The organism is Bradyrhizobium sp. USDA 4503, assembly GCF_054055815.1.
The window spans coordinates 6,051,552-6,070,211 of the sequence record NZ_JBSRXS010000001.1 but is presented as its reverse complement, the minus strand read 5'-3'; the positions used below and the strand labels follow the sequence as shown (position 1 = coordinate 6,070,211).

The 18,660-nt window shown below is 64.6% G+C and carries 16 protein-coding genes and 1 tRNA gene; 7 read left to right on the top strand and 10 right to left on the bottom strand.

Annotated features, from left to right (window positions below; genetic code table 11):
• The first annotated feature begins 17 nt into the window (after positions 1–17).
• Positions 18–1,718 carry an alpha-amylase family protein gene (locus tag ACVMIH_RS28915; protein WP_076824628.1) on the top strand — a complete coding sequence of 567 codons (1,701 nt, stop codon included), beginning with the start codon at positions 18–20 and terminating at the stop codon, positions 1,716–1,718.
• Here ACVMIH_RS28915 and ACVMIH_RS28910 read toward each other — a convergent pair.
• On the bottom strand, positions 1,706–3,313 hold the full coding sequence (locus ACVMIH_RS28910) for an alpha-amylase family glycosyl hydrolase (RefSeq protein ID WP_057015388.1): 1,608 nt from the start codon (positions 3,311–3,313) through the stop codon (positions 1,706–1,708). The two genes, ACVMIH_RS28915 and ACVMIH_RS28910, sit on opposite strands and share 13 nt — an antisense overlap.
• A 120-nt stretch (positions 3,314–3,433) precedes the next feature.
• Complete coding sequence (locus ACVMIH_RS28905) at positions 3,434–4,246, bottom strand: RMD1 family protein (RefSeq protein WP_057015413.1); 813 nt, start codon at positions 4,244–4,246, stop codon at positions 3,434–3,436.
• Between the two features lie 175 nt (positions 4,247–4,421).
• Between ACVMIH_RS28905 and ACVMIH_RS28900 the strand changes: the two genes are divergently transcribed.
• Positions 4,422–5,090, top strand: a complete 669-nt coding sequence (locus tag ACVMIH_RS28900; protein ID WP_057015387.1) for an MBL fold metallo-hydrolase — start codon at positions 4,422–4,424, stop codon at positions 5,088–5,090.
• On the opposite strand, the gene ACVMIH_RS28895 is transcribed toward ACVMIH_RS28900, so the two are convergent.
• Together ACVMIH_RS28895 and ACVMIH_RS28890 are read right to left on the bottom strand one after the other, a co-directional pair.
• Positions 5,091–6,266, bottom strand: a complete 1,176-nt coding sequence (locus ACVMIH_RS28895; RefSeq protein WP_057015412.1) for an extracellular catalytic domain type 1 short-chain-length polyhydroxyalkanoate depolymerase — start codon at positions 6,264–6,266, stop codon at positions 5,091–5,093.
• 210 nt (positions 6,267–6,476) lie between these two features.
• Complete coding sequence (locus ACVMIH_RS28890; protein WP_456864261.1) at positions 6,477–7,883, bottom strand: MFS transporter; 1,407 nt, start codon at positions 7,881–7,883, stop codon at positions 6,477–6,479.
• 272 nt (positions 7,884–8,155) lie between these two features.
• Between ACVMIH_RS28890 and ACVMIH_RS28885 the strand changes: the two genes are divergently transcribed.
• Complete coding sequence (locus ACVMIH_RS28885; protein WP_229191221.1) at positions 8,156–9,397, top strand: LLM class flavin-dependent oxidoreductase; 1,242 nt, start codon at positions 8,156–8,158, stop codon at positions 9,395–9,397.
• A 481-nt stretch (positions 9,398–9,878) separates the two neighbouring features.
• Here ACVMIH_RS28885 and ACVMIH_RS28880 read toward each other — a convergent pair whose 3' ends face one another.
• On the bottom strand, positions 9,879–10,721 hold the full coding sequence (locus ACVMIH_RS28880) for an SDR family NAD(P)-dependent oxidoreductase (protein ID WP_076824619.1): 843 nt from the start codon (positions 10,719–10,721) through the stop codon (positions 9,879–9,881).
• A 179-nt stretch (positions 10,722–10,900) separates the two neighbouring features.
• On the opposite strand from ACVMIH_RS28880, the gene ACVMIH_RS28875 reads away from it, so the two are divergent.
• Entirely contained in the window at positions 10,901–11,863 is a 963-nt protein-coding gene (locus ACVMIH_RS28875) for a sensor histidine kinase (protein ID WP_057015384.1), read from the top strand.
• Positions 11,864–12,067: 204 nt separating this feature from the next.
• Positions 12,068–13,840 (top strand): putative bifunctional diguanylate cyclase/phosphodiesterase, encoded by a 1,773-nt coding sequence (locus ACVMIH_RS28870; protein ID WP_456864259.1) that lies wholly within the window; start codon positions 12,068–12,070, stop codon positions 13,838–13,840.
• A gap of 167 nt (positions 13,841–14,007) precedes the next feature.
• Here ACVMIH_RS28870 and ACVMIH_RS28865 read toward each other — a convergent pair whose 3' ends face one another.
• On the bottom strand, positions 14,008–14,646 hold the full coding sequence (locus tag ACVMIH_RS28865) for a carboxymuconolactone decarboxylase family protein (protein WP_456864257.1): 639 nt from the start codon (positions 14,644–14,646) through the stop codon (positions 14,008–14,010).
• Positions 14,647–14,865: 219 nt separating this feature from the next.
• Between ACVMIH_RS28865 and ACVMIH_RS28860 the strand changes: the two genes are divergently transcribed.
• Entirely contained in the window at positions 14,866–15,270 is a 405-nt protein-coding gene (locus ACVMIH_RS28860; protein ID WP_016843571.1) for a YccF domain-containing protein, read from the top strand.
• A 180-nt stretch (positions 15,271–15,450) separates the two neighbouring features.
• Here ACVMIH_RS28860 and ACVMIH_RS28855 read toward each other — a convergent pair whose 3' ends face one another.
• The 3 genes from ACVMIH_RS28855 to ACVMIH_RS28845 form a co-directional block, all read right to left on the bottom strand.
• Entirely contained in the window at positions 15,451–15,708 is a 258-nt protein-coding gene (locus ACVMIH_RS28855; RefSeq protein WP_156436045.1) for a GCG_CRPN prefix-to-repeats domain-containing protein, read from the bottom strand.
• Between the two features lie 110 nt (positions 15,709–15,818).
• The gene (locus tag ACVMIH_RS28850; protein WP_456864255.1) at positions 15,819–16,859 is read right to left on the bottom strand and encodes an alpha/beta hydrolase; all 1,041 of its coding nucleotides are present in this window, start codon (positions 16,857–16,859) and stop codon (positions 15,819–15,821) included.
• A gap of 95 nt (positions 16,860–16,954) precedes the next feature.
• Positions 16,955–18,034 (bottom strand): LLM class flavin-dependent oxidoreductase, encoded by a 1,080-nt coding sequence (locus ACVMIH_RS28845; RefSeq protein WP_168856590.1) that lies wholly within the window; start codon positions 18,032–18,034, stop codon positions 16,955–16,957.
• A 130-nt stretch (positions 18,035–18,164) separates the two neighbouring features.
• On the opposite strand from ACVMIH_RS28845, the gene ACVMIH_RS28840 reads away from it, so the two are divergent.
• Positions 18,165–18,241 (top strand) — tRNA-Arg (locus tag ACVMIH_RS28840).
• Positions 18,242–18,294: 53 nt separating this feature from the next.
• Here ACVMIH_RS28840 and ACVMIH_RS28835 read toward each other — a convergent pair.
• Positions 18,295–18,615 (bottom strand): hypothetical protein, encoded by a 321-nt coding sequence (locus ACVMIH_RS28835; RefSeq protein ID WP_456864253.1) that lies wholly within the window; start codon positions 18,613–18,615, stop codon positions 18,295–18,297.
• Positions 18,616–18,660: the final 45 nt, after the last annotated feature.

Sequence of the window (18,660 nt, the reverse complement as noted above, 5' to 3'; positions counted from 1 at the left end):
CTGGAGAGGATTGCCTGGTGATCGACGACCTCTGGTACAAGAACGGAGTGATCTACTGCCTGTCGGTTGGCACCTACATGGATGCCAACGGCGATGGCATCGGTGATTTCAGCGGTCTGCTCCGGCGCCTGGACTATTTGCACGGGCTCGGCATCACCGCGATCTGGCTGATGCCGTTTCAGCCTTCGCCCAACAGGGACGACGGCTACGACATCTCGGATTATTACGACGTCGATCCGCGCTACGGCACGCTGGGCGATTTCGTTGAATTTACCCATGGCTGCCAGCAGCGCGGCATCCGCGTCATCATCGACCTCGTCGTCAATCACACCTCGGATCAGCACGACTGGTTTCGATCGGCGCGCAGCTCGAAGGACTCGCCGTACCGCGATTGGTATGTCTGGTCGGACAGGAAGCCCGCCAATGCCAACACCGGCATGGTGTTTCCCGGCGTTCAGAAATCGACCTGGACGCGCGACAAGCAAGCCGGCGCCTGGTACTTTCATCGCTTCTACGATTTCCAGCCGGACCTCAACACATCGAACCCGCATGTGCAGGCCGAGATCCTCAAGATCATGGGGTTCTGGATTCAGCTCGGCGTCTCGGGCTTCCGCATGGACGCCGTGCCCTTCGTGATCGCGACCAAGGGCGCCTCCAGGCGCAAGCCGGTCGAGCAGTACGACATGCTGCGATCGTTTCGGGAATTCCTGCAATGGCGCCAGGGCAACGCGATCATCCTCGCTGAAGCCAACGTATTGCCCGAGACGGACATGGAATATTTCGGGCGTGACGGCGACCGGATGCACATGATGTTCAACTTCCATGTCAATCAGCATCTGTTCTACGCGCTGGCGTCGGCGGATACGAAGCCGTTGGCGAAGGCACTGACGGCGACCAAGCCACGGCCCGCGACCGCACAATGGGGCTTGTTCCTGCGCAATCATGATGAACTCGACCTCGGCCGCCTGTCGAAGCCGCAGCGCGAGACGGTGTTCGAGGCATTCGGTGCCGACAAGAGCATGCAGCTCTACGACCGGGGCATCCGGCGACGGCTTGCGCCCATGCTGGGCGGCGACCGCCGACGCATCGAGCTCGCTTACAGCGTGATGTGCACGCTTCCCGGCACGCCCGTGATCCGCTACGGCGATGAGCTCGGCATGGGCGACAATCTCGACCTGCCCGAACGCGGTTGCGCGCGCACACCGATGCAATGGTCGACCGAGCCACACGCCGGCTTCACCGAGAGCGATCGGCCATGTGTGCCCGTCATCGACAATGGACCGTATGGCTATGAGCACGTCAACGCGGCCAAGCAACGGCGCGACCCCAATTCGATGCTGAACTGGACCGAGCGCATCGTCCGTATGCGCAAGGAAGTCCCCGAGGTCGGCTGGGGAGATTTCAAGGTTATCGCAAGCCGAAACCCCGCCATCCTGATCATCCGGTACGACTGGCGTAACAACTCGGTGCTGTTCGTGCACAATTTCGCGGAAAAGCCGCTCGAGATATCGTTCAACGTCGGTCTGCCCGACGATGCCGGCAAACTCCTCGTCAATCTCCTGACCGAGGACCACAGCCGCGCCGACGAGGCCGGTCGCCACAAGCTTCTGATCGAGGCCTACGGCTATCGCTGGTATCGGGTCGGTGGGCTCGACTATCTGCTCAAGCGCAGCGACATCGATACCATGGAGCCCCGCACCCGGCGTCAATCGTCCTGATGCGGCCCAAGGATCACGCCCTCATTGGGGCGCAGATCGAGCACGCCTTCGACCTTCTCGCCCTGCCGGTCCATCAAGGTCGACAGCAGGACCTCATTGCTGAAGCCGATCGCGCTCGAGGAGACCGACGCGGCGGCCGCGCCGAAGTTCAGCGCGATCACGGCCACGCCCTCAGTGCTGCGCCGCCGGTAGAGCAACACATCACCGTGCGCCGCCACCGGCTCATAGCTGCCATGGACGAGCTGCGGCAGCCTTCGCCGCAGCGCGATCAGCGCCTTGTAGAGATTGAGGATCGACGTCCTCTCGGCTTCGAGACTTGCGACATTGTCGCTGGCAAAATCCTGCGCCAGCGGCAGCCACGGCGGAGCCGTCGAGAAGCCGGCATGGCGCTCGGCGCTCCATTGCATCGGAGTGCGGCAGCCGTCACGGCCGATGCCGATATCCGGCACGTTCTTCTCGAAGGGATCGCGCACCTGATCCGGCGCAATCGCAACCTGGCGCATGCCGATCTCGTCGCCGTAATAGAGCGTCGGCGTGCCGCGCAGCGTCAGCAGCAGCATCGCGGCGACCGGCGCCTGCGCCGGCCCCACCCGGCTCGCCACCCGCGGCCGATCGTGGTTGCCGAGCACCCAGTTCGGCCATGCCCCCGGCGGCAGCGCCTTTTCGTAGTCGGCGATGATCATCTCGACCGATCGCGCGCTCCACAAGGTCGACAGCAGCGCAAAATTGAACGGCATCTGCGCGCCGCGTAGATCGTTGCCGTAATAGGCGACCAGCCGATGCAGCGGCAGATAAATCTCGCCGATCAGCACGCGGTTGTCGAATTCCTCGGTGACGCTGCGCATCTCGGTGATGACGGTGTGCACCTCGAGCTGATCGGTCGAATATTGCGTCAGCAGCTTTTCGTGCGGCGGCCGGCCCGCGCGATAGTGCGGGTTTGTCGGGTTATCGCGGAAGTCGGCATCCTTGATCAGGTGCCAGATCACGTCGACGCGAAAACCGTCGACACCCTTGCGCAGCCAGAAGCGCATCACGTCGTAGATCGCGTCCCTGACCTCGCGATTGCGCCAGTTGAGATCGGGCTGCTGCGCGAGGAAGGCGTGATAATAGTATTGGCCTGAGGCCTCGTCATACGCCCAGGCGCTGCCGCCGAACTCGGACAGCCAGTTGTTGGGCGGGCCGCCGTCCGGCGCCGGATCGCGCCAGATGTACCAGTCGCGCTTAGGGTTATCGCGCGAGCTCTTCGCCTCGATGAACCATTGGTGCTGGTCGGATGTGTGGTTCGGCACCAGATCGAGGATCAGCTTGAGGCCGGAATCGTGCGCGGCCGCGACAAGCGCGTCGAAATCCTCCATCGTCCCGAACAGCGGGTCGATGCCGGTGTAATCGGAGATATCGTAACCGAAATCGGCCATCGGCGACGGGAAGATCGGCGACAGCCAGACCGCGTCGACGCCAAGCCGCGTCAGATAGGGCAGCCGCGTGATGATCCCCTTGAGATCGCCGACGCCGTCACCGTCGCTATCCGCGAACGAGCGCGGATAGACCTGATAGAAAATGCCGCGCCGCCACCAGTCCCTGCTGTCCTGATCCATCCCGTCCCCCCAAGCTCGCAGCCCGGCCCAGGCCGCTCCGCGCCCGGAGTGGCCGATCGGCTCAGGGATGACGCACAATTCGGGACGGAAAGATGGCCGGATTCGGCCGCTGTAGCCCGTTCAATGCCGGGCCATCGCCAGCTGATAGATGGTGATCAGCACCTCGAACAGGATCAGGAAGACGATGATCAGCTCCAGCCGCAGCGAGCGGCTGGTGTCGATGATGTCGGTCAGCACCTGCGCGGTTTCGGCGACGACTGCGAGCTTGCGGTTCAGCGACTCCGCACGCTCCTTCAATTCATACTCGTCCTCGAGCCTGGCGTAGAGGCGCTCGAGCTGCGGCTTGTCCCAGAGGATATCGGGCTTCTCCGACACTTCCACCGGCCCGGCCACGCGATGCCGCACCAGCAGCGCGTTGCCGATGTGCTTGAGGATCGCAACGCGGCCGCGATGGACGCGGCCGCCCTTGGCGAGCTCACGCGCAAGCGGCTCGGTCGTGTCGAAGACTGCCCGGACCTCGCGCTCGTGCCGCGCCAGCACCACGCTTTTCGCCAACGCCTCGCCGACCAGGATCAGCCGCTCCGGCGAGAGGCCCTGCAGATAGATCGGGCCGCCCGGCGGAATCTGATCCTCCTTCTCGGCGGCGAGCTCGATGATTGCGATCTCCTCCTCGCGCCGCGTGAACAGGCCGGTCATGCGCGACTGCAGGCTGCGCAGGAATTCATCCTCCTCCAGCGCATTGAGGCCGATCAGCACGACGACGCCGTAGCGGAACAGGATCGCCACGCCGTTTTCATTGACGCGAAACGCCAGCGGCGTCGTGGCCAGCACGTCGCCGCGCTCGAGACCGGACGTGTTGATGCGGTCTGCGACGAAGAAGGCGCGCGCGGTGGTCCGGGGTCCGCCGAGCGGTGATTTGGAAGCCTGGGTCATGAAGTTCCGGACTGCGATGACTTGAATCATGATCGAGAGCAGCCGCGTACCGGCCCGCTCACGAACTTCTTCTGCTGGAGGTGACCTTATCACGGTCCGTTTTGGGATCACACGCCGGGGCAGCCGCATTTCCAGCGCGTGTTGACGACGTTTCCCGGAAGCCTATGGTGCCCCCATGAACGAGACAACCGACACCAAACCGAAGGCCGGCGCGATCATCGTGCCGGTGACGCTGTTCGAGCAGAACTGCACCATCATCTGGCACGAGCCCACCAAGAAGGCCGTGGTGATCGACCCGGGCGGCGACGTGCCGAAGATCCAGGCCGCGATCAAGCAGACCGGCGTGACGGTCGAGAAGATCTGGCTGACCCACGGTCATATCGACCATGTCGGCGGCGCCGCCGAACTGCGCGACGCGCTGCAGGTCAAGATCGAGGGCCCGCATATCGCCGACAAATATCTGCTCGACAATGTCGTCTCGAGCGGCGCGCGCTTCGGCATGACCGGGGTGCGCAATTTCGGGCCTGACCGCTGGCTCGATGAGGGCGATCAGGTCTCGATTGGCGATCTCACCTTCGACATCCTGCACTGCCCCGGCCACTCACCGGGCAGCGTGGTGTTCTTCAACAAGGAGCTGCGCTTCGCCCATGTCGGCGACGTGCTGTTCGCCGGCTCGGTCGGACGCACCGATTTGCCCGGCGGCAGCCATCCGACCCTGATCCAGTCGATCAAGGACAAGCTGCTGCCGCTCGGCGACGACGTCGGCTTCATCTGCGGCCACGGCGCCGGATCGAGCATCGGCCAAGAGCGGATGACGAATCCGTTCCTGACCGGCGAGATGTAGCTACTTCATCAGCCCCGCGGCGGTGAGCGCCCGCGTGATGACGCCGCCGACATCGACACCCTTGCTCCGTCGCTTGCGCGGCCGATCGCTCTTGCGGCCGGATGCCACCTCCGGCTCGGCCGCGGGCACCGGTACCGTCATCGAGACCGTGTCAGCGCGCTCGCGCGGAATTCCGGTCGGCGCGATATGCGGCTGACGGACCTTGTCGGTCAGGCCGAAGAAGCTCGCGATGTGATAGGAGGAGGAGATCCCGGCCTCGATCAGGAACGCGCCCTCCACGCCATAGCGCTCGTCATTGTCGGCAAGCCCGAGCGGCGTGCCATGCGCCATGTCGGCGATGGTGTAGGACTCGACCAGCGTTTCGCCGTCGGCGTTCCACCACACCTCGCGCGGATGGCCGTCGACATCCGCCTTCGACATCGCGGCAAGCGGCAGGCCGTGCACGTCGAGCCACTGCCGCACGATTGCATCGGCATTGCCGGGATGCACGGTGCGGTCGGCACTGCCGTGCCACACCGAAATCTTCGGCCAGGCGCCGCCATGCGTCGACGCGTTGCGCACCAGACCGCCGAGCTCGGGCGCGGAGAGCGCGCTGCCATGCATCATCGCGTGCAGCGCTTCGCGCAGATCGGTGGCGACGCCGAACGGCAGGCCGGCGATGATGGCGCCGGCCGCGAACACATCCGGATAGGTCGCGAGCATGACCGAGGCCATCGCGCCGCCGGCGGACAGACCCGTCACATAGATGCGGCGCGGGTCGATCTCATGCGTGCCGACCAGATGCGCGATCATCTGCCTGATCGACGCGGCCTCGCCCTGCCCGCGCGCGATGTCTTGCGGGTTGAACCAGTTGAAGCAGGTGTTGCCGTTGTTTAACGCCTGCTGCTCCGGCATCAGCAGTGCGAAGCCGTAATGCGCCGCAAGCGCCGACCAGCCGGCGCCGAGATCGTAGGACGCTGCAGTCTGGCCGCAGCCATGCAGCACCACGACGAGCGCGGGTGACCGCGCCAGCTGCGCGGGCACGAACGAGAACATCTTCAGATCGCCGGGGTTGACGCCGAATTCGGTCGTCTCGACGAGCGGCGTCGGCACGGCCGGCGCGAGTGCGCCAAGGCCGCTGAACGCGTTCATCTTCGGCAGATGACGCAGAAATTCGACGTTGTTGATCAGGGACAACAGCAACTCCTGAGGTGATTTAGTCTTCTGTGTCACCCGATCAGATAATTGCTGCACTGCAAAATGAAAAGGCCGTGTGCTGTCTTTCCCTGCGGAATTTGTGAGAATCGGCGTTAATGCGTGATCGCGCTGCGAGCCGGCCGAAATAGTTGCCATAGCACCTTGTTTGAGCACCAACTTTTCAGGGATGCGCGCCGCGTGGCGCCGGATTCACGCCGTGGCGCGGCGCATCCATGACAGAAATGCGGCTGAAATTGCGATCGACAGCACAAACAATGCGCATGCCGCAAACAGCGCCAGACGTGCTGACATCGTACTCTCGATTGCGAAGAAGACTGCGCCGATCGCGGCAACGCCGGCCGCGTTGCCGATCTGCGTCGTCGTGCCGTAGATGCCGGAGCCGGCACCGGCGCTGGCGGGCCGCACGCTCGCGAGCACCGCGCTCGACAATGGCGCCATGACAAGCCCCTGGCCGTAGCCGAAGATCATCAGCGCCAGCGCGAGCAGCAGTGCCGACGGTGCCGCGACCACCTCAATTGTCGCGACGAGCACGGCGAGACCGACGATCTGCAGCGCACAGCCCTCGATCAGCACCAGCGTGCCGCGATGCCTTGCGCGCACGCCGCTGTGACGCGAGGCAACCACGAAGGTCAGCGCCAGCGGCACGAACACCAGCCCGGCCTGTAGCGGCGGAATCTGCAAGCCCTTCTGCATGAACATGGTCATGATCAGGTAGAACGACAGGTTGGCGAAGAAGAAGAAAAACACCGCGACCAGGCCGCGCATGAAGGCGCGATCCGACAGCAGCGACAGATCGATCAGCGGCATGCCGCCGCGGCGCGCGACGGACCGCTCGAGCCGCACGAAGGTCGCGATCACAGCGATGCCCACGGCCATCACCAGCCAGACCCATGCCGGCCAGTTGAGATCATGGCCAAACAGCAGCGGACCGATCAGGCACAGCAGGCCCGCGAACAGCACGATCGCGCCCGGGATATCGAGCCGCGTGCCGGCCCGGCGCGGCACCGTCGGCATGATCTTCAGCGCCGCCGCAATGATGACGACGCCGCACGGCACGTTGACGAAAAACACCGCGCGCCAGCCGAGCCCGGCGAGGTCGAGCGTCACCAACACGCCGCCGAGCATGAAGCCGGCGGCGCCGGCGAGCCCCAGCACGATGCCGTAGATGCCGAACGCCCGCGCGCGGGCGGCGTCCGAGAACAACAGATGCAGCGTCGCCAGCACCTGCGGCACCATCAGCGCCGCGGTCGCACCCTGCGCCAGCCGGGCGATGATCAGCTCTGGTCCGGACTGCGCGAGACCACACCACAGCGAGGTCACCGAGAATCCGGCGACGCCGGCGATGAACACGTTCCTGGTGCCATGGATGTCGCCAAGCCGGCCGCCGGTGACCACCAACGTGGCATAGGCGATCAGGTAGATCGCGATCACGGCCTCGATCTCTGCCGGCGTCGCGTGCAGCTCCGCCGCGATCGTCGGGATCGCGACGTTGACGATGAAGGCATCGACCCCGAACATGAATTGCGCCGACACTACGATCGCCAGCACCCACCAGCGGCGGGACGTGTCCGCTCGCGTCGAAACGATCTGGTGCATGTCCTGTCCTGCCCGAAATGACGTTATAGCGGACATCAGCAGATTCCGGTCATCGCTTCGATTACCTGCGAGGTAAGCCCGGGATCACAGACGCTCGAGCCCCGGCTGCCAATTTGCGTTGACGCGCTAGGAAACATTCCGGACGGCGGCAATCGCCGCCGATTTGCGCAACAACCATGCGACCGCCGCAACCCCCGAGCATTGCCTTGCCCCGGGCCACCCCGTAGGTTGGCGGAAAGCCCCCGATAACAATAGTCCGGAGAGAACGACCCATGGCGCGCCTCAAGTTCGGAGCCTTCCTCGCCCCGCATCACCCGATCGGCGAGCATCCGATGCTGCAATTCCGCCGCGACCTCGATTTCGTCGAGCAGCTCGACGCGCTCGGTTACGACGAATTCTGGTGCGGCGAGCACCACTCCTCGGGCTGGGAGACCATCGCCTCGCCGGAAATGTTCCTGGCCGCCGCCGGCGAGCGCACCAAGCGCATCAAGCTCGGCACCGGCGTGGTCTCGCTGCCCTATCACCACCCCTTCAACGTCGCGCAGCGCATGGTGCAGCTCGACCACATGACCGGCGGCCGCGCCATCTTCGGCTCCGGCCCCGGCGCGCTCGCTTCCGACGCCCACACGCTCGGCATCGACCCGATGACCCAGCGCGATCGCCAGGACGAGGCGATCGCGGTGATCCGCCGCCTGTTCAACGGCGAGCGCGTCACCGCCAAGACCGACTGGTTCGAGATGCACGACGCCGCGTTGCAGATCCTGCCGCTGCAGGAGGACATGCCGTTCGTGGTGGCCTCGCAGATCTCGCCGTCGGGCATGACGCTCGCCGGCAAATACGGCATCGGCATCATCTCGCTGGGCTCGATGTCGACCCAGGGCTTGATGGCGCTGCCGCAGCAATGGCAGTTCGCCGAGGATGCCGCCAAGAAGGCCGGCACCACGGTGAGCCGCGCCAACTGGCGCGTGCTGCTGTCCTGGCACATCGCCGAGACCCGCGAGCAGGCGCGGCGCGAGGCCGGCGCCGGGCTGATGCGCTGGCACAACGAATATAACGTCGGCACCCTGATGCGGCCGGGCCTGACCGCGTTCTCCTCGCCCGATGAGGCCGTCGACAAGACCGCGTTCGTCGAAGGCGCCGCGTCCACCATCGGCACGCCGGATGATCTGATCAAGATGATCAAGAACCTGATCGATGTGTCGGGCGGCGTCGGCTCGATCATCGGCTTCGCGCACGACTGGGCCAATCCGGAAAATACCCGCCGCAGCTGGGACATGGTCGCGCGCTATGTCGTGCCCGAGATCAATGGCTATATCGACGGCCTGCGCAAGTCGCGCCAGTTCCTGATCGACAACCGCGCCGTGTTCGAGCGCGCCGGCCAGGCTGTCATGGCCAAGATCATGCAGAACGACAAGGCCGCCGCCGCCCTCCAGCAAACCGGCCCCGGCCGCGTCGCGATCCCCGCCGTGAACGCACCGGATCTTACTAAGGCCGCGGCGAAACAGAAGGCTTGATTTGTGATCCTTCCTGGAGGAAGAAAAAGCGCTGGAGGAAGAAAGAACGCCAGCTCGCGCCACACCCACCGCCGTCGTCCCGGCGCAGGCTGGGACCCATACGCCGCGGCGGGTGTTGTGAAAGGGGCTCGTCCTTCCAGCATTGGGCAACAATCACCATTCGTGGTTATGGGTCCCGGCCTGCGCCGGGACGACGGTGGGGATGGTTTGCGCTTCAAACGCCAAACAATGCGGCGTCATCACCCGCACATGCCGCGTGCGAGTGAGACCATTCGGGTGTGTCAAGGTCGTAAGCCCGATGACCGCGCGCAACCAACTCTTCGATCGCGGACGATTTCCCCGTTCCAGACATGCCCGTGATCAAGACGCGCTTCATGCATTTTCCTCGCCCTGAGGGAATGGGCAGCGCACGCTATGGATTACTCCCGCCTTCGCCAATGCTTCTGCGGACAAGTCGCTCCACTCGCAATGACGGATGCTGCTACCCCGCGCCCTGATCGAACGCCTTGCGCAGCGCGACGTAGCCCGCCTGCTGCTGGCTCCAGTTGCGGCCGCCGGTGATGGCGCCGTCGATCACGAGGTCATGGCCGTTGATGAAGCTCGACTCGTCGCTCGCCAGGAACACCGCGGCATGCGCGATGTCGTCGGGCAGGCCGGCGCGCGGGATCGGCTGCGCTGCCTTGTAGACCTCGCGCATCACGGCCGCGGTCTTCTCCGCCGCTTCCGTCGACAGCCCGAGCGCCTTGCCGAAAATGCCGGTGGCGATCGCGCCGGGCGAGATCGAGTTGACGCGGATGCCGGACTCGCCGAGCTCCATTGCCACGCATTTGGTGAAATGGATCACCGCGGCCTTCGCGGCGCCATAGACCATCGACGACGAGAAGCCGGCGAGCCGTCCGGCGATGCTGCCATTGTTGATGATGCTGCCGGAGCCCTGTTTGCGCATGTAGGGCGCGGCATGCTTCATGCCGAGCATGACGCTGCGCACCAGCGTCGCCATCGCGGCATCGAACCGCTCGACGTCGAGGCCTTCGATGCCCCCGGTCTGCGCCGGGCCGCCGGCATTGTTGAACAGGCAGTCGATCCGGCCGAACTTCTCAACCGCAAGCGCGATCAGCGCCTGCATCTGTTCCTCGACCGTGACGTCGGTCTGACGGAACACGCAGGTCTCGCCGAGCTGTTGCGCCAGTGCCTCGCCCTCCGGCGCGCGGCGTCCGGCAATCACCACCTTCGCGCCCTCCGCGACAAAGATCTCCGCCGTGCGCAGCCCGATGCCGCTGGTCGCCCCTGTGATCACCGCGACCTTGCCGTTCAGCCGTCCCATGTCGGTCCCCTCAACTTACGTATGATGTTGCGGATATTCCCCAGCTCCTGCTGCCAATACAAGTACTTGCAAGCCGCCACGGTCGCGAGGTCCGCCTGTGGCCAGAAGGCCACTACTGCGGTTTTTCGGTCGCAGCGGCCTTATTTTGGGTCGCCTGTTCACGTGAACTGGAACGACCGATGGCGAAGTGGATCGACGATTTCAGGGCGTGTTGGCGGGGCGATGCCCAGCCGTCGGTGCGGCTTGCGGTCGCCTTCGCGGTGCTTTGTCTCGTTTTGGCCACGGCCGCGCGCTTCGGGCTCGCCCAGATCCGGCCGGATGTGTTCTTCACGCCCTATTTCCCGGCGGTGTTCTTTGCCACCGCCCTTGGCGGTTTCCGGATCGGGATCGCGACCGCGCTGGCGAGCGGCCTGCTCGGCGTCGTGCTCAATTTCAGCGGCGCGCACGCCGATCCGGCGCGCTTTGCGCTGCTGATGATCTTCTGGGTTGTGTGCGGCATCGCGATCTGGGGCGTCGAGCATTACCGTTCCCTGGTCGCACAGCAGCGCGAAGTTTCCAAACGGCTGATCGAGGAAGAGCAGTACCGCAAGGTGGTGGTCGACGAATTGCAGCACCGGCTGAAGAACAAGTCCTCGACCATTCACGCCGTGCTGCATCAGGCGCTGCAGGACCGGCCCGATGTCTGGCAGCGCATCGACCATCGCATCCGCGCGCTCTCGGCAACCGACGATCTGATCGCGCGGGTCGACGGCTATGGCTGCGATATCAAGGATTTGCTGCGCTCGGAACTCGGGCCCTACGGCCACGTGCGGTTCAACCTCAATGGCGAGCAGCTGTTCCTGCCCGCCAAGCTCGCCGTCTCGCTGGCGCTGATCTTCCATGAGCTCGCAACCAACGCCGGAAAATACGGCGCCTTCTCCTCGCCGCGCGGATTTTTACAAGTGTCATGGACGGTCGACGACGGACGTCTCAACGTGATCTGGGACGAGACCGAGGGACCAGTGGTCGAGACGATCGGCGAAGCCGGCTTCGGCACCAAGCTGCTCAAGTCGGCGCTGCGGCCGTTCGACGGCAAGACCGAGATCAGTTACCTGAAGACCGGTGTTCACTGCACCATGCAGTGCAAGCTTCCGAGCTGTTGATAAGTCGGCTTTCCGGCACACGCGCATGTGTTGATGCAACCGCGCGCAGCGCAATCGCTTTCACCAGCGGTCGCGGCCGACATTGATACTCTGTTAATGACGATTGCCGCGACGGCTTGCGAAAGCCGTCGCGGTCTCATTCTGTCACGGCATTTCGCAGGTCCGCTTAACCAAAACTACAACGGACTTTGCCAAGGTCGGCGCATGCACAGTCTCACCAGACACGATTTTCAGGCGGGCGCGGCAGTGCCCGGCCAAGACGATATTTCCGGCAATGAATTGCGTATCCTGCGCGACCTTCTCCAACTCCTTCCGGCGGGAGTGACCGTCCAGGACGAGCAGGGCCAGATCATCCTGGTGAATGAAGCAGCCGCGAGCCAGCTGCAGCTGGCCGCCAGCGCGAGCCAGCCGTCCCCGGTCGACGAGCGCCACGCCGCCAACCTGGACCTGCTGCGCAGCGGCCGTCCGGTGGTGCTCGAGGAAACGCTCTCCTGCGGCGCATCCAAATACGTGTTCCTGACCTCGCACCGGCCCGTCCGGATCGCCGGTCGCAATCTCCTGATCTCGACCTCGACCGACATCAGCGAGCAGAAGGCGTTCGAGGACCAGCTGTTCCGCTCGGCCTATTACGACGAGCTGACCGGCCTGCCGACCCGCCGGGTGATCGAGCACCGCGTCAACGGCTTGATCCGCGACGATTCGCAAGGCCATTTCGCGCTCGCCTTCCTCGACGTCGACAACTTCAAGCACATCAACGACTATTACGGCCACGCGATCGGCGATGCGCTGCTCGTTGAGCTGTCGAAGCGACTCGGCCACGCGCTGCGCGACACCGATATCCTGTCGCGCATCTCCGGCGATGAATTCCTGCTGCTGCTCAACCCGATCAGCGGCAATGACGAAGTCGCCGAATTCATCCATGTCATGCAGGAGCGGCTGAAGGCGCCGTTCTTCATCGAGGACTCCGAAATCTTCGCCTCGACCTCGATCGGCGTCAGCCTCTATCCGATGCATGGCCGGAGCTACGAGGCGCTGCGCCAGAATGCCGATATCGCGATGTACCGCGTCAAGAACAACGGCAAGGGCTCGACCGCGTTCTTCGACAACAGCATGGAGCGCGAGGCGCTGGCGCGGATGAAGATCGAGCAGTCGCTGCGGCTGGCGATCCTGGAAAAGCGTTTCTGCTGCGCGTTCCAGGCCAAGGTCGATATCCGCACCCAGGAGGTGAAGGGCATCGAGGCGCTGGTGCGGCTGCGCGACGGCGAGGGCGTGATCCAGGCGCCGGGCACCTTCATTGATCTCGCGGTCGAGCTCGGCCTGATCGACGAGCTGACGTTCCTGGTGCTGGCGGAGATCGTCAAGTCGATCGACCTGATCAACGACACGTTCGGTCCGACGGCGACGATCAGCATCAATGTCGCCGCCAAGCAGGCCTCCAACCTCGAATTCATGCGCCGGTTCGCGCGCGCGCTCGAGGAGACCGGCTTCCCCAAACGCTTCATGATCGAGGTAACCGAGGACGCGTTCGTGACGCGGTCGCATTTCCAGGACCAGATCCTGCCGATCCTGCGCGGCATCGGCGTCGGCATCTCGATCGACGATTTCGGCATCGGCTATTCGTCGCTGTCGGCGCTCGCCGATATCACCGCCGACGAGATCAAGATCGACCGCTCCTTCATCACCGACATCCATCAGCGGCCGCGCAGCCAGGGCATCTTGCGCGCAATCGAATCGCTGAGCGAGGCGCTCGGCATGACCGTGATCGCCGAGGGTATCGAGTCCTACGAGGAACTCACCTATCTGCAGGCCGCGACCAAGATCCGCTATGCCCAGGGCTATTACTTCGCCAAACCGATCTTCCTCGAGGATTTGAAGCCGGCGACGCCGGTCGCCAGCGAAACGCGCGCCAGCATGGCCGCGCGCCCCGCCCAGGAAGGCCGCCAGGGCTATTCGCGCGCCAGCGGCTTCCGGCGGTAAGGGCGCGATGTGACTGCGCTCCCTCTCCCGCTTGCGGCGGAGGGTTGGGGTAGGGGTTTCACCACGAGTCAAAACTGGGGAGAGAGCCCCCACCCGCCGCGCGCTGCGCGCACGTCGACCTCCCCCGCAGGCGGGAGAGGTAAGAACGCGAGACCGCTGCAGACGCCCTACTTCTCCAGCACCGCCAACGGCTGCACGCCGTTATTCGCGGGATCGGCCTGCATCGTGATCAGCATCATCGAGACCATGTCGTAATAGCCCATGATGGCGATGATATCCGTGATGCCGCGCTCGCCGAATTTATCCAGCGCCGCCTTGTAGACAGCGTCGCTGACCTTCTTGTCGCGATAGAGCGCGATGCCGAGATCGTACAGCGCGGCCTCGTCGTCCTTCATGCTCTCGGGCCGCGTGCCCTTGGCGATCGCGTCCGCGATTTTCGGATCGAGCCCGCCCTTGATCGCCAGCGGATGGTGCGCGGACCATTCATATTGCGCGGTCCAGTGCCGCGCCGTGATCAGGATCGCCATTTCGCTGAGCCGCGCCGGCAGCGAGGTATTCCACCGCAGATACTCCGACAGGTTCGACAGCTTTGGTGCCAGATCGGGATTGCGGATATAGGCGCGGTAGGGCGGCGCGGTGAATTTGGCATTGCGCGGCGGCGCGCTGATCATGTCGGCCCAGGCCTTTTGCGCCGGCGACAGCTCCTCCGCCTTCAGCGGCGCGAAGCGCACGGCGTCCTCAGCCCGCACGGCCGACACCGACAATGCCAGCGCCGCCAAGATCCCTGCTCCGAATATTGTTCTCATTGTTGTTCTCCCTTTTCGGTGCAGGCGTCTTTGCGCCCTGCCCGGTCGCGCGAGATTAATTGCCGTCGCGATGGATGCAATGAGGTGCCAGCTGTCGTTCGGTGCCGGCCGCCGGTGACGCGCCTCGTCACGGCAGGCGCGCGGTTAGGCCACACCTACCGCAGCGCCGGGCGGCGGCGTATATAAAGAGCAGTCCCAAGCGGCGCGAAGGTGTCAGCCATGCAGCCTGTATCTATCCTCCTGAACATCCTCTGGATCCTGATCGGCGGCGCGTGGATGGCGTTCGGCTGGCTGGTCGCCGCCGTGATCATGGCTGTGACCATTATCGGGCTGCCCTGGGCGCGCGCCGCCTTCAACATCGCCGTCTACACGCTGCTCCCGTTCGGCTCGCGTGCGGTGCGCCGCGATGAGGTGACCGGCACGTCCGACATCGGTACCGGACCGCTCGGCGTGATCGGCAATCTGATCTGGTTCATCCTGGCCGGCTGGTGGCTCGCGATCGGCCATGTGATCACCGCGATCCTGCTGGCGGTGACCATCATCGGCATCCCGTTCGCCTGGGCGCATCTCAAGCTTGCCGGCATCGCGCTGTGGCCGATCGGCAAGGTGATCGTGCCGGCGTGACGCTGGCCAGGCCGTCGACGGCTAGTGTCCCGAATCCGAAGTTCGCATCATTTGCCGCACCTTCGGAGCGAACTTCGGATTCGATAAGGACACTAGCAAACTTATGATTCTAGTGGTTTATGAATGCGAAGTTCGTGAAAGTGGCTGCCGCGAAATCGCACGAACTTCGCATTCAGCACACTAGAGCCAATCCTTCGTGGTCTGGCTGCAAGCCTGGTAGTCGCGCCGCCAGACGAAGCCAGCGCCACCACACGGCGGGCGCGGGCGCGAGGTGGCGGGACACTCATTCCTGACCCGCGCGGCGGTGCCCCAGCCGTCGATCACGCAGGCACCTCGTGAGGTCCTGTGGCAACCGTCACCGCATCCCTCTGCGGCGTTGGCCGGGGTCAAGCCGAGGAAGGCACCGGCTGTCAGAAGCGTGATCAAACCTGCTCTCATGATGTTCTCCATCGAGCTGTCGGTCGTGCTGCTCCATTCGCGATACGAGCGTAGGCGATCTCAGTGCCGCTTGCCACCGTCTCCGCGCACAAATTCTGGTGTCGGGGGGCTCAGCGCGCCGCTTCGCAGCCGGGGATGTCGAACACGGCGGTCAGGCCGCAGGGCGAATTGAGCATCTTGCCGCCGGCATGACCGACGCCGGGCACATCCCACACGCTGTGGTTCGGCGCGCCGTTGTCGCGGGCCTGCATCGCGGCGACATAGGAATGCCCGCGCGCGTAACGGTACGGCCCCTGGGCCTCCGCCATGCAGGATTTGTCGAGCGCGGGATGATTGGGGTTGGTGTCGAGCGTTCCGAGCAAATAGATCACGCGGCGCGCGACATAGGCCTGCTCCAGCGCAGCCGGCGAAGGCTCGGCAAGATAGGGCGGGCGATCGTCCATACCGAATTTCCAGCTGTTGTAGCCATGGCAGTTCGCCGCGATCGCGGGCTCCGGCCGCTCCTTGGTGAAATAGGCGTAGGAGGACGGATTGGCGACCACATAGCGCACGCCGATACCCTCGCGCAGCAGCAGCTGATCGCCCTTCACCGCGATCGCATAGCGCTGCACCACCTGGCCGCCGCCGGAATGACCGAACACGACGACCTGCTGCAGGTTCGGAAACAGCTTGCGGTCGCCGAGCTTCGCCAGGATGGCATCGAGCGCCTCGAACGAGCTCGCCGCGCTCGGCGCGAGCGCAGGCTCGCCGCCCTGCCAGCCATAGAGGCTCCAGCGCAGCGTCTCCGCCGGCAGCTTGAAGGCCTCGACGTCGGACTCGATCAGGAATTGCGGCGCGATCATCAGCGCATGCTCGCCGGCATCGCCGGCCGCGGCCTGCGCGCTCAGCGCCGCGCGAAAATAGTCGTCGGCATTGCGCAGCACGCCATGCAGCACGAGCACCGCGCGCGTAACATCCGGCAGCGGGTTGGACCAGTCGGCCGAGAGGTAGAGCGGAAAGCTCGCTTTGCCGACGGCAATCCGCGCATTGGCGATCTCCTTGACCGGTTTCCGGTCGCGCTCGGTCTGCGCCTGCGTCGCGGACGCCGCGGGTACGTGCGCCGCCGCCACGACGAGCAATGCCGCGGCCGCAAGCCAGGCCCGGTGATGCATGGTTCGACTCCGTTGCTGCCGCGAGCTCGGCTGGATCATGGCGCGTCAGGCGCAGATTCACCCGTGAATTTTCGGAAAGCTTCCGCACCCGCACCTCAGGCCACGAGCCGTCCATGATTGTTGGCGGCGAGGATCGGGCGGATCAGGCGGCCGAACCGCTCGGCCTCCTCGTCGTGCAGATAACCGGACAGGCAGAAGGAGTGGCAACCGGCATCGATGAACTGCTGCAAGGTCGCGGCGCATTGCGCGGGATCGCCGACCACCGCGATGCCGGCGCCGGGCCGCACCTTGGTGATGCCGGTCCACAGATGCGGCATCAGGAGATCGCCGTAGTCGCGCGCGAGCTGCTGCACGCGCTGGTTGGCCTCCGAGCGATTGTAAAGCGTCTTCATCTCCTGCTTCTGCCGCTCGGTGGCGTGGCGCACCAGCTGGTCGGCCGCCTCCCAGGCATCCGTCTCGTTCTCGCGGCAGATCACCTGCAGCCGCATGCCGAAGCCGATCGCATCCTCGCGGTCATGCGCCCGCGCCATCCGCCGGATCTCGGCGATATTCTCCGCGATGCGTTCCGGCAGGTCGCCCCAGAACAGATGAACATCGGAATGCTTCGCCGACACCTCCCAGGCCTGCCGCGAGCCACCGCCGAGATAGAATTTCGGGAACGGCTGCTGCAGCGGCCGCGGCCTGATATGCGCGCCGGAGATCGTGTGAAACCTGCCCTGGAAATGCACCGGGCCGCGTGTCGTCCACAGCGCCTTGAGGATCGAGACCTCCTCCTCCATCAGCGCGTAGCGTTCCTCTTTGGCATAGCGCACGCCCTCGGCCTCGACCTCGCTCTCGTTCTGGCCGGCGATCAGATTGATGCAGATCCGCCCGCCCGACATCTGGTCGAAGGTCGAGATCATCTTTGCCATCAGCACCGGGTTGATATAGCCGGGCCGCGCCGCAATCAGCGGCTTGATCCGGCTGGAGCGCGCCGCCATGAAGGCGCCCGTGATCCAGGCCTCCCAGCACACCGAGCCTACCGGGATCAGCAGATACTCGAAGCCGGCGTCCTCAGCGGCCGCGACCACGCGCTCGCAGAGTTCCGGCGAACCGGCGATCTGGGCCTCCATCAGCCCATAGGCCGTGGTGTCGCCATGCGTGGGCAGATACCAGCCGAATTCCAGCGGACGCATGGGCAAACTCCCTCGAAAGACGGCCTTTTTTCGCGGCCTGTCATATTGTCGGGAGGCAGTTTACAGCCCTTAACCAGTTGGACAACGCCGTTGCCGACGCGGAGCCAATCAGCTAAATGAACCCCTGCACGCACCCGTAGCTCAGCTGGATAGAGCGTTGCCCTCCGAAGGCAAAGGTCACACGTTCGAATCGTGTCGGGTGCGCCATTTCCGCTTCGTTGCCGCCGATCAACCGTAGCCTTTGCTGCGCTTCCCGCGGCTTAGGGGATTCCTGGCACAACGTTGGGCCGGTTTTTCTCGAGCCAGGCGACGGCCTCGGGTCCATCGACGACACACTCGAAGGTTTCCCAGGTTGGGTCTTCCAAAGACTCCAATTGCAGTCGCTTCGCCGCATACTCAACGAGGTCGTGCAGGCGTTCGTATCCTTGTCTGCGCTCGAGGGAATCTGCAATCGCAGTGCTGGTCCATCCTCGTTGGGCCAAATCGATAATGCTCGGAGCGTCAGCCTCGCTGAACCACGGCGTGGCATCGAACTCGATGCAGCGAACATTGTCGGCGGTATGACAAGTGGCGTGGATCATTGGATTCCTCCGTTTACCGGCTAGCTACCTGCGCCAGCATCGCGC